6 protein-coding genes are annotated in these 12,647 nt (G+C 58.0%); all 6 read right to left on the bottom strand.

All coding sequences use genetic code 11. From position 1 onward, the window contains the following. Window positions 1–6 precede the first annotated feature (6 nt). The 6 genes from HGT1_RS02630 to HGT1_RS02660 all read right to left on the bottom strand — a co-directional run bounded on the left by HGT1_RS02630 (window position 7) and on the right by HGT1_RS02660 (window position 12,243). The gene (locus HGT1_RS02630) at window positions 7–1,371 is read right to left on the bottom strand and encodes an amidase (protein WP_176248435.1); all 1,365 of its coding nucleotides are present in this window, start codon (window positions 1,369–1,371) and stop codon (window positions 7–9) included. Then, window positions 1,361–2,779 carry a TRAP transporter large permease subunit gene (locus HGT1_RS02635; protein WP_176248436.1) on the bottom strand — a complete coding sequence of 473 codons (1,419 nt, stop codon included), beginning with the start codon at window positions 2,777–2,779 and terminating at the stop codon, window positions 1,361–1,363. Before HGT1_RS02635 ends, HGT1_RS02630 begins: the two co-directional genes overlap by 11 nt. Continuing rightward, the gene (locus tag HGT1_RS02640; RefSeq protein WP_176248437.1) at window positions 2,776–3,360 is read right to left on the bottom strand and encodes a TRAP transporter small permease subunit; all 585 of its coding nucleotides are present in this window, start codon (window positions 3,358–3,360) and stop codon (window positions 2,776–2,778) included. Before HGT1_RS02640 ends, HGT1_RS02635 begins: the two co-directional genes overlap by 4 nt. A gap of 75 nt (window positions 3,361–3,435) precedes the next feature. Beyond that, window positions 3,436–4,566 (bottom strand): TRAP transporter substrate-binding protein, encoded by a 1,131-nt coding sequence (locus tag HGT1_RS02645; protein ID WP_176248438.1) that lies wholly within the window; start codon window positions 4,564–4,566, stop codon window positions 3,436–3,438. Between the two features lie 325 nt (window positions 4,567–4,891). Beyond that, a complete protein-coding gene (locus HGT1_RS18270) occupies window positions 4,892–11,863 on the bottom strand; it encodes a Hint domain-containing protein (RefSeq protein WP_255200073.1) in 6,972 nt (2,323 codons plus the stop codon). An 89-nt stretch (window positions 11,864–11,952) separates the two neighbouring features. Next, window positions 11,953–12,243 (bottom strand): hypothetical protein, encoded by a 291-nt coding sequence (locus HGT1_RS02660; RefSeq protein WP_176248439.1) that lies wholly within the window; start codon window positions 12,241–12,243, stop codon window positions 11,953–11,955. Between the last annotated feature and the right edge of the window lie 404 nt (window positions 12,244–12,647).

Here is a 12,647-nt window from a genome sequence, read left to right on the forward strand (position 1 = left end):
CATTCCTTATTGTGTTGCGCCATCGGCCCAGTCGAAAAGCCATTGCGCGGTGCGCATCAGTCGCGCGTCATTGCCACGCTCCCCGACCAGCTGGACGCCCATCGGCAGCCCCTCTTGCGAGGTGAGCAGCGGCAGGCTGATGCAAGGTGTGCCGCAAAAGGTCCACAGACCGTTGAAAATCGGATCGCCGGTTGTGTCCAGACCCAGCGGGGCTGGCCCGGTTGCCGACGGGCAGATCAACGCATCGCAGCGGGTCAGCAATTCGCCCAAGGCCGCGTTCAGCACCTTTGGCATATCGCAGGCCGACTGGTAATCGCGGGCAAGCACCGCGTTTCCTTCTGCAATCGCATCGCGGGTCACTTGTCCCAGCGTATCACCCATGTCGCGGGCATAGGGGTAATAGTGATAGGCCATTTCGGCAAAGTTGATCAGCTTGCGCTGGTCTGCCGCCGATTGGAAAACCGAGGGCAGCGGCAATTCGAATGCCTGATCACCAAGCGCTTCGATCAATTCGTTGAACGCTTCTTTCAGCTGTGGTTCTGCGCTTTCTTCCCAACCGGGCGGGCGCACGAAACCGAACACAGGTGCCAGCGGTGGCTTGGATGTGGCGGCGGCGTGCAGCGCGGGTGTGGGGGCAAGCGTGGTTGCGGGGTCGTCGATATCATGGCCGAACAGCACTTCGGCCAGCAAGGCAGCACCAGCCGGATCGCTGGCGAAAACACCGATGGTGTCCAGCGTTGGCGACTGGGTCAGCACCCCGCGCCGCGGGATCGCCCCGAATGTCGGCTTGTACCCGGTTACGCCGCAAAAGGATGCAGGTCGTATCACGGACCCGCCGGTTTGCGTGCCAATCGCCAGTGGCACCATGCCATCAGCGACAGCAGCGGCAGACCCTTGCGACGACCCGCCCGGCGTATGGGCCAGATTATGCGGGTTGGCGGTTTTGCCCGGATGCATGAAGGCAAGTTCGGTCGTGACCGTCTTGCCCATGATGATCGCGCCCTCTTTCTTGAGGCGTTCAACGATAAAGGCGTCGCGCAAAGGCACCCGCCCCGCATCGCCCGCGCAGCCGTTTTCAGTCGGAATGCGCAGGGTATCAATGACGTCTTTCAACCCCACCGGAAGCCCGTGCAGACGGCCCAAGGGCAGCCCCGCGCGGCGTTGGGCATCCAGCGTTTTGGCCTGCGCCCGAACGAAATCGGCGTCAAACCACGCCCACGCGCCGACCTCGGCCTCGCGGACCTCGATCCGCGCGATATAGCTTTCGACAAGGACGCTGGCATCCAGCGCACCGGATGCCAGACGGTCGCGCAGGAGCGTCACGCTGGGTGACGCCACTGTGCGATCCGATTGCTGGGCCTTATTTACCATAGAACATTTCCGGCAAATAGAACACGATCGACGGGAAGATATACATCAGCACCATCGACAGGATCACGCAGAACAGGAACGGCATGACCCCCGCGAAAATCTGCGTCAACCGGAGTTCGGGCGGCGCGATCCCCTTGAGGTAATAGGCCGACATGGCCATGGGCGGCGTCAGGAAACTGGTTTGCAGGTTAAGCGCCACCAATATCCCAAAGAACAACGGGTCGATCCCGAACACGGCCAGAAGCGGCAGAAAGATCGGCACGAAGATGATGATGATCTCGGACCATTCCAGCGGCCAGCCCAGCAAGAAGATGATCAGCTGTGCAAGGATCAGGAACTGGATGGGTGTGAGGTCCATGCCCTGAACGAACTCGGAAATCACATGTTCCCCGCCAAGATACGAGAACACCGCCGAGAAGGTATAGGAACCGACAAACAACCAGCAAACCATCGCCGTTGTACGCAGAGTCAGATAGACGCTTTCACGCATCCGCTGCCACGTCATCGCGCGGTAGATAAAGGCCAGAAAGATACCGCCCAATGCGCCGATTGATGCCGCTTCGGTCGGGGTGGCAAGGCCGAACAGGATGGACCCCAGCACCGCAAAGATCAGGAAGGCGAGCGGCACAAAGGAAGTGATGATCATCCAAACCAGTTTGCCCATCGGCATGTCTGGCACTTCGTCGTCAGTGGGTCGGGGTGCCGAAGATGGCTGGATCAGCGACCGACCGACGATATAGACCAGATACAGGCCCACCAGTGTCAGGCCGGGCAGCAATGCCGCCGCATAAAGCCGCACGATAGAGACGTTGGTCGCGGCCGCATAAACGATCAGCATGATCGACGGCGGGATCAGAATACCCAAGGTACCACCCGCACAGATGATGCCCGCCGCAAAAGACGGATCATAGCGCGCCTTGAGCATCGCAGGCAGCGCCAGCAAGCCCATCAAAGTCACAACCGCCCCCACGATCCCCGTGGCCGTCGCGAACAAGGCGCAAGTGATCAGCGCCGCAACACCCATGGAGCCGGGAACGTTTTTGGACGCGACGTTCAAGGTGGTGAACAGACGGTCAACGATGTTGGACCGCTCGACGATATAGCCCATGAACAAGAACAACGGCACGGCGGTCAGAACTTCGTTCGACATCACCGTAAAGGTCTGGTTCACGAATAAATCGAATATTCGGTTGTTAAATAACCCCTCGAACCAGGTTGACCATTGGTCCCACTGCCCCGCGGTTTCATCTAATCGGTCAAAGCTGCGCCACATGCGGCGTGCATCGAAATAGGCGTAATAGCCAAAGCCGATGCCCATCGCCATGAGCGTGAATGCAATCGGGAAGCCTAGGAAAACAAAGATGATGAACAGGCCCAACATCATCAGGGCAATATGCGGATCGGTCATGTGATATGGTCTTTCTCGGCCTTATTGGCTTCTTGCATCAAAAGGTCTTCGGTCTCGAAAACATCTTCGTCGGCCTCTACCCAATAGTTGTCTCTGATTGCGATGATGCAGCGGCATACTTGTCCAATGCCCTGAATAAACAGCAAGATACCCGCCGCTACGATCACCGCTTTGAACTGGTAGATCGGCACGCCTGCGGGGCTGTTGACCGACACTTCGCCATATTGCCACGACCGGGCGGCATATTTCCAGCCGGCCAGGATCAACGCGATAACGCCGGGAAAGAAGAACACGATGTACAAGACAATGTCGATTTTGCCTTGGGTCTTGGGCTGCAAAAGCCGGTACAGGAAATCGCCCCGTACATGCCCACCCCGAGACAGCGTATAGGCCCCGCCCATCATGAACAGCGTTCCATACATGATAAACGACACATCCAGCGCCCATGCGGTCGGGTTGTTCATGACGTAGCGCACGAACACTTCGTAACCGGTGCCAATCGACATCAGCAAAATGAGCCAGGCAAATGATTTGCCAAACCAAGCGGAGAGGTTATCGGCGAACCGAATAATTGATAACATGATACTCCCTTACCTCGCATAAAAACCCCGGCATAAAGAATGCCGAGGTTCGTTTCGCCACTCAGACCTTAGCGGTCAAAGTTTGATCTTGCCGGGGAAGTAGTGCTCGTAAGCCAACCCGTAATCAGGCGCGTTCATCAGTTCGTAGTACGAGACACGGCTGACCCAGTCACGCTGGCTGTCCAGGCATTTCTTCATGAACGGATCTGTTTCCAGTTCTGGAATCAGTTCGTCCCATGCCTTGAGCTGCGCATCGAGGATTTCTTTGGAGGTGCGGCGTACGTTCACGCCTGCATCGTTCTGCAAGAATTGCAGATCCGCAGAGTACCGGTTCATCGCCTTGGCTGTGTTTGCCGTCGACACCGCTTCGACACCGTATTTCAGGATCGCCTGAATGTCGGGGTCCAGATCTTCCAAGAAGGTCTTGGAGAACAGGAATTCGAAGCTTTCGGATGCCTGGTGGTACGAGGACAGATAGTAGTTCTTGGCAACGTCCTGCGCGCCAAAGTCTTTATCCGACGACGGGTTGTTGAATTCGAACGCGTCAATCACGCCACGTTCCATCGCAGGCACGATTTCACCGCCGGGTAACTGCGCCACGGACATGCCAAGCTTGGCCATCAGGTCAGCCGCAAGGCCAACTGTGCGATATTTGAAGCCCTGCAAGTCGGCAACGGTGTTCACTTCTTCTTTGAACCAGCCAAAGGGCTGCGCGAACATCGGGAAGCCCATGTAGCCAACAACGTCGAGACCCATGATATCCTGCGTCAGTTCATTATACAGCGCCTGACCGCCACCTTCATAGAACCACGACAGCATGGTCGTTGCGGAACCGCCGAAAACAGGGCCCGTGCCGAACAGGGACGCGGCTTTGTTTTTGCCGTACCAGTAAACAGGAACCGAGTGCGCGGCATCAATCAGACCGTCGTTCACAGCATCCAGAACCTGGAACGCGGCAACAACAGCACCGGCTGGCAACACGTCTACCTTGACGCGGCCGCCCGACATTTCCTCGACGCGCGACGCATAATCGCGGGCAAAGTCCTGCCAGATGTTGGCGTCATTCCAAGATGTCTGCATCTTGATCACAAGCGGCGCTTGCGCAAGAACGGCAGGTGCAGCCAGCATACCACCAGCAGCAGCGCCACCGGCAACGGCGGATTTTGTCAGAAACGACCGCCGGTTAAGGTTTTTATTTTCCGTCATATTTTCTCCTCCCAGAGTGATCGCGCTTAGGCCCTCGCAGTTTGCGGCGCATAGGACGACCCGAAGCTCTAGGGTAAATCGTTCATACGCAGAAGCAAGAATGTTTGCGCAAACATCGAAAAATAAATGCATATGCACAAAAATCGGGGCGCAGAACTGCACTCTGCGCCCCGATGAAACGGCCTTCTGATTGTATCAGCGTGGTTTATGTTTCGGATTGATTGATTTCGCCTGACGGTTTGTCAGGAACGGCTCCCCACCGATGCCCCATCAATCAACTGTAGCTGCCTTGGAGCCCGCCTCCCAGCGGGCTCCAAAACCTGAATTAACGCAGAAGCAGTTTGGCTTCGTACTTCTTGAGCGTTGCACGTGCCGTCCGGTAGCCCTTCATGCCGACCTCTGTCTCAAGCTCTGGGAAGAGTGCGAGGATTTCATCGCGCTGCTCTGCCCCAAGGCCGCCGATGGTATAGTCACCCGGATAGAAGCTTTCCGTCCACGTTCCATCCGACAGCACGACTTCGTGACGCTCGAACATAAAGTGGATGTAGCTCGTCTGGGATACATCAACGTGACAGATCCCGTCCTTGCCAACAAAGTGCTTGGCGGCTGCGAGAACTTCCGGCTCGTCGAAATACATCGACGCTCCTTTATCCGCGATCAGCATCCGGTGGTTCGGCGATACCATTATATCACGCTCTGGCATGTTTTCACCCAAAGACCCTGCCTTGATCAGAACCGGCTTCAGCTCTGGCCGTGCGATAAAGTCTTTTTGCGTCAACGATTTCTGACCGACCCACGCGATTTCCTGCAAACCGTTGTCGCGGGTGATAACCCGATCGCCCGGTTGCAGATCTTCGACGCGGACCTGGCCTTTTGCCGTCGCAATCAACGTGCCCGGCGTAAAGCAAGGGACGATGCTTTCGATGTTGGTAAAGTCCAACCGGCCTGTGTCGTTCCCGGCGGCGTCCGTAAAGACAATCGTCCCGTCGAAACCGTCATTGGGGCTGTCACCGTCAATCGTATCACCGGGGTCATTATCCGGGGTGATGTTTTCAAGACGATACCCGCCGCCGTTCAACGAACCGGTAAGGTCGATGACGTCAAAGTCGCTTGGGTCAGACCCGCTGCCACCGTCGATGGTGTCGCCGCCGTTGACATCAAGGAAGGTATCCTGCCCGTCATCGCCGCGCATGCTGTCATTGCCGGCCCCGCCGCGAATGGTGTCGTTGTCGCCGCCACCGCTGATGGTGTCGTCGCCAGAGCCGCCCAGCAATTCGTCATTGCCAAAGCCACCCAGCAGGCTGTCGTTGCCGGCCCCGCCGGACACCGCGTCGTTATCTTCGCCGCCGTCGATGGTATCGTTACCTTCGCCGCCGAAAAGATTGTCATCACCGCGTACACCGCTGATGCTGTCGTCACCGTCGCCACCGTCTACGGTGTCATTGTCGCCAGCCGCAAAGATCGTGTCGTTGCCGTCACCACCACGGATGCTGTCTTCGCCAAAGCCGCCCGTGATAGAGTCGTCTCCGGTGCCGCCGTCGATGGTGTCGTTGCCCTGACCACCGTCAATGGTGTCGTTGCCGTCGCCGCCCAGGACGCTGTCGTGATCATTGCCCGCAAAGATGGAGTCGTTGCCAACGCCGCCGTCAATGACATCATCGCCTTGTGCGCCGAGGATGGTATCATCGCCCTGCCCCCCCAGAATGGTGTCATTGCCGATACCGCCATCAAGGCTGTCATCGTCGATCCCGCCGTCGATATAGTCGTTGTCGGCACCACCAAAGATGGTGTCGTCATCGTCTTCACCGTACAGAACGTCGTCGCCGGCACCGCCTTCGATCAGATCCTTGCCGTTGTTCGGCTGTGGATCCAGCGCGTCAATGATATCACCATCGACACCTGCAATGGTTTCAGGACCGAAGCCACCCCAGATCGTGTCGTTGCCGTCATTGCCGCGCAACGTATCGGAGCCATGGCTGCCGATGATGCTGTCGTTGCCGTCACCACCGCTTACAAAGTCGTCGTCAATACCGGCGTTGATTGAATCGTGGCCCGTCCCGCCAAAGATCGTGTCGGCATCATCGCCAGTACGGATGGTGTCATTGCCCGCACCACCATCGACATAGTCGCGGCTGTCGTCCGGGTTCGGATCACCTGTGCCAAAGAACGGGTTCGGGATTGTCGCGCCGGTCAGCGGGTTCGTGATGAACTGCTGGTCGTTCGGATAATCCGAGAACGTATCGACACCGGCAATGATGGAGTCGTTGCCATCGTTGCCAAAGATGCTGTCCGAGCCTTGGATATCTGTGATGATATCGTCGCCCTCGCCACCGGTGATGGTATCGTCGTCGATCCCGCCTTCGATGACATCGTCACCGATACCACCGTCGATCACATCCGCATCGTCACCACCGTCGATGGTGTCGTTGCCGGCCCCCCCGTTGATCGTGTCTTTGTTGTCATTCGGGTTCGGATCCTGATCGAATGGTTCCGAGATCAAAGGCAGATCGGCATCCGGCACCCCGGCAACACCCGGCTCATCACCCGAGATAACGTCGTTGCCATCGCCACCATCCAGGCTGTCATTGCCATCGCCGCCGTCCAGCAGGTCGTCGCCCGCGCCGCCGTCGAGGATGTCATTGCCGCCTTCGCCTGCGATGGTGTCATTGCCACCGCCCGCTGCAACGCTGTCGTCGCCGCCGCCGGTGCTGATGTTGTCGCCGCCGTCAGAGCCGGTGACCGTGTCATTGCCGCCGCCAAGGGCGATGTTCTCGATTTCCTCGAAGGAAGTCGTGTCAACGCCATCGGTGATCGTGCCGGTTTCCGGTGCGCTCAGAACCACGGTCAGGTTGTCGTTGATGCCGGTGCTGTCGATGGTATCGCCACCGGTCTCGCCCAGCTCGCCGCCCGCGATCACGTCGCTGTCCAGACCGTCGGTCAGAACAAACGTATCGTCGCCCGATCCGCCGTCAACGGTGTCATCGCCGTTGCCGCTGTTGATCGTGTCGTCGCCACCATTGCCAAAGATCGTGTCATTATCCCCGTCGGTGCCGTCAATCTGGTCGCCCTGCGCGTCGGTATAGCCGGGGTTCATCACCTCGCCCGTTTCCAACCCGTCAACCGGACCGATGATCGTGCCATCATTCACAATGGTAAAGTTGATCTCTTCGAAGTTCTCGAAGGTGATGTCGCCGACCTGGCCTGCTTCGTCACCGGCGGTGATTTTGAAGTCACCAAGCGGTGCCACTGCGGGCAGAATGCCGTCCGGCGAGGTATAACTTAGAATATCGCTGAGCAGGTAATCCTCGCCCGGACCAAAGGCCGTCACGGTGCCGTCAAGCGCCGTCACGGTCCCGACCGAATTGTCGTCCAACCCGATGATATCCGTGGGGATATCGCCTGCGTTGATCGCCGTGGTCAGGGTGATCACGTCAGGCTCAAGCTGTTCGCCGGCCACGAAATTCTCGACGCTGGTCACCGTATCTGTGGTGCCGTCGACGACCTTTTCGACCGTGCCGTTGCCGCTGTCATCCACGTTGACGATGATCCGCTCGGCCGGCAGGGAGCCGTCCGCGTCATAGCTATCCGTGCCCGCGCCACCGTCGATGGTGTCGCTGCCGGTGGAGCCGATCACCACATCCGCGTCGTCGCCTGCGGCAATGTTGTCATCGCCCGCGCCGCCGTCGATGGTGTCTTGACCGGCACCGCCCGTGATCGTGTCGGCATCGTCGCCTGCATTGATGCTGTCGGCCCCGTCGCCACCATTGATGGTGTCGTTGCCCGCGCCGCCCGACAGGGTGTCATTGCCGATCCCGCCGTCGATGCTGTCATTGCCATCGCCGCCGTCCAGCAGGTCGTCGCCCGCGCCGCCGTCGAGGATGTCATTGCCGCCTTCGCCTGCGATGGTGTCATTGCCACCGCCCGCTGCAACGCTGTCGTCGCCGCCGCCGGTGCTGATGTTGTCGCCGCCGTCAGAGCCGGTGACCGTGTCATTGCCGCCGCCAAGGGCGATGTTCTCGATTTCCTCGAAGGAAGTCGTGTCAACGCCATCGGTGATCGTGCCGGTTTCCGGCGCGGTCAGAACCACGGTCAGGTTGTCGTTGATGCCGGTGCTGTCGATGGTATCGCCACCGGTCTCGCCCAGTTCGCCGCCCACAATCACGTCGCTGTCCAGACCGTCGGTCAGAACAAACGTATCGTCGCCCGATCCGCCGTCAACGGTGTCATCGCCGTTGCCGCTGTTGATCGTGTCGTCGCCACCATTGCCAAAGATCGTGTCATTATCCCCGTCGGTGCCGTCAATCTGGTCACCCTGCGCGTCGGTATAGCCGGGGTTCATCACCTCGCCCGTTTCCAACCCGTCGACCGGACCGACATAGGGAGTGCCAAGGATGATTTCGATTTCGGTAAAGGTGAAGGATCCCGCAGGGTTACCCGCGCTATCAAACAGGTTAACCGTGCCGTTCTGGCCGTTGCCGTTGCTGTCAGGGGTCAGGTCGGTCAGGCGGAAGTTCACGCTGCGCAGATCCAGCGTATCCGTATCGGTGTTGATCAATGCATCGGGGTTAAAGCCGCCCGCGCCGCCGTCAACGACATCGCCGGCCGTGCCGCCGATGATCGTATCCTGATCCGCACCACCGCTGATGACGTCGGCACCTTCGCCGCCGGTCAGCAAATCACGGTCATCGCCACCAATCAGCGTGTCGTTATCGGCACCCCCTTCGATCGTGTCATTGCCAGCGCCGCCGTCAATGAAATCTTCGCCTTCGTCGCCCATAAGGGAGTCGTTGCCAAAGCCCGCGCCGCCAACAGATGCATCAACAGGCGCGTCGAAATAGACATCGGTGATGTTGATCGCGGCCAGATTGCCCGGGGACAGGGTTTGCACCATTGTGTGGGTGATCTCGAGGTAATCAACCGGACCTGCGATGTTCACCAAGGCGGAGTAGGTCGGATCGGTATCGGCCCCCTCCCCGCCGGTGCTGATCAGGGTTTCATTGCCACCGATGCCATCGAGGTTCTGCGCCGTGATGCCACCGCCGGTGGATACGTCGATCGGCGTGCGTGTGCCATCGGGGCCAACGGCTACGATCACGACTTTCGATGCGTTGTCGATGTCGTTGATGCGGAAACTGACGTTGGTCACATCCTTGGAGAAATCAAGCTTGTAGGTCGCGCGTTCTCCGTCTTCGTTGGCAAGCGATGCCAGCGAGCTGTAGGGGTTGGTCGCCTCGGCATCGCCGGTGATCGAATGGACCTTTTGCTGGTCGGTCGAGAATGTTGTTTCAGGTGTTTTGTACGCATTGGTGACCGAGAATGCGACATCTACGTTGCCGGTGTCCTGGGTGAAGCCGCCGGACAGGTTGTCGTTGTTATCAACGGCGGTGCTGTCGCTTGGATCGGGAGCCTTGTCCCATTCAAAGCTTTCGCGCACGGTTTCGCCGGTTGGCGTGGGGGAACCTGCGGCGTTATTGTCCCCATAAATGGTGTCATTGCCCGTGCCGCCCGCGATGGTGTCATCGCCGTTGTTGCCTTCGATATAGTCGGTGCCGGAGCCCCCTTCGATGGAGTCGTTGCCGCCTTCGCCAAAGATGGTGTCATTGCCGGCATCGCCCATGATGACGTCGTCGCCGCCCTCGTCACCTGCACCGACTTCGCCTGTTAGTGCGTCATAGTACATCTCGGTCACGTTGATGCCGGAGTTGGTATAGCCATCCTGCGTATGCGTCAGAACAATGCGGCTTACCGGGCCGGGAATGTCGACATTCAGGTTATATGTGCCCGAGTTTACGGCACCGTCGCCGCCATTGCTGTCAGCCGTATCAGCGCCCGCCACCAGATCGGTGTCGCGCAATGTCAGGCCGGAGCCACCGGTCAGGTTTACGGTAATCGGGTTACCGTCCACATCGAATGCGGTGATCTTGACCACACCATCGGTGTCTATATCGTTGACGTTGAACGAAACGTTCGTCACGGCTGTCGAGAAGTCCCAGCTGAATTCGCCGGTGTTGCCATAGCCGTTTGTGATCGACTGGAGCGAGCTGTTGTCATCAACCGGATCACCGTTCGAGACAATGCCGTCGGTGTTCAGCAGGACTGTTCCTGCGTCCGACTCGTGGCTGCCGGAATCAACAGTGCGCGCATAGGTAACGGTGACGTTGCCGGTATCCTGGGTGAAACCGCTGTCGATTTGGGCACCGCTGACGCCTTCCCATTCAAAGTTCTCGCGGACGGTCGCCGTCTGGCTGCCGCTGTCGCCAAAGATCACATCGTCACCTTCGCCACCCGAAATCGTGTCGTCACCAAAGGTGCCGTCATCCAGGATCAACGAGGCCGGGTTGTCGAAATAGACATCCGTGACGTTGACGCCAGAGTTGCTGGAGGTGGTCGCGGTGTGAATGAATTCGATCCGCGAAACCGGGCCTTCGATGGATACGTTTACCGAGTATTTCGAGCCGGTTGCCGCTTCGTCACCGCCCAGGCTTTTGGCAGTGTCGACACCGAACAAGCCATCTGAATCGATCAGCTGAACGCCCGAACCACCGGTCAGATCGACATCGATCAGATTGCCAGCCGCATCATAGGCGAGCACTTTGACCTGGCCGCCATTGTCGATATCGTTGATATTGAACGACACATTCCCAACAGCCTGATCAAAGCGCAATTCAAAGGCTGTTTTGCCCGAATTATTTGCCAATGTCTCAAACGCACTGTGTTGATTGATTGCACTGCCGTCCCCGACAATGCCCGATACGTTCTGCTGGTCGTAGGTGTATTCTTGGGTGGCGTAGTTATAGGGCGAATAGGTCTTCAGCTCGAATGTCACATTCACGGTGCCTGTGTTTTGCACAAAGCCCGCCTTGAGGTTGTCATCTTCGTCGATGGAGGTGCCGTTGCCGCTTGGGTCGGGCGCTTTCGACCATTCAAAGCTTTCGCGTGCCGCATCTTCCAGGTTGGACACACCCCCGTCACCAAACAACACGTCATTGCCGTCTTGACCCAGAATGCTGTCGTCACCCGACCCGCCAAAGACGGAGTCATTGCCTTCGCCAGCCAGAACCGTGTCGTTCCCGCCGCGCGCCAGAATGATATCGTCGTTCGATCCGACATTTCCAAAGACGGCGTCGTTCGCATCCACGCGGTCCCCGTCGGGGTCGCCCGTGTAGGCCAAGTTGATCAGATCATTATTGCCGGAACCATCAACGATACCATCCTTGCCAGTAGGGGGTGGTGTTGGTGTCGAGCTTGTCTTTGTGCCGAAACAAAGATCAATCAGGCTGCCAAGAAAAAGTGTCATTTGGTCGTCTCCAAAGTCTGGTTGGGCGCGCTAGGACTGAGCTGTCCGCCTCGTATCTGTGATAGGCCCGGTCACCGGGCGAAGCGTATTCAGCTCAAGCCGCGCCGTGCGCCGCCTTTAATTTCGTGCCGCGACCGTGGAAAACTTCCACCGCCGCTGGTTAATGGGTTAAACAAATCAACTGGGTGCAATCGTGCAAACAGACGGGCAATATATGTGCCGTGGACAAGGCTCATGGGAAAAACATGTGGTTTCGTTTTAACGCGAATGGGGTGATTAGACGAAGATGCACAGGCAGGGCCGCCGGTCAGACCGTGGTCGGTTCCGGCTTGTACAATCGGTGCTTTCAGCATCTCGACTTTTTCAAATCTGGTCATCATCTTCTTCTCCTCCACCCGTCAACCGAACGGGCTGCAAGATTGCAGCAAACGCAATGAACCCAAGGCGCACTCCAGCGGTCAAACGACGACCCGCAGTGAACTTCGGCCCTTCTGAAGGGAAGACAAGTCGCAAGCGACTTAACACGGCACAAATTATGCCAATGTAACATTCGACAGCTTAGCAGCATGGCGAACACATCTATCCCGTACACAAAAGTACGCGTTCAATGCGGCCGCCCCCGTGACCTTTAGACTTTGCCCCCCAGTTGGGCCTTTACTTTATATCCTTGCCAAGAGGTTGCTGGAAGGGAAAAATACCATAACGGTTAAGTGCAAATTGTCATAAAATCATAGGTAGAGAGTGTGCCGGAAGGGTAACATCAACCCTCGCGTGTTTATTGTTT

Source organism: Sulfitobacter sp. HGT1, assembly GCF_013282155.1.
Lineage (GTDB): Bacteria > Pseudomonadota > Alphaproteobacteria > Rhodobacterales > Rhodobacteraceae > Sulfitobacter.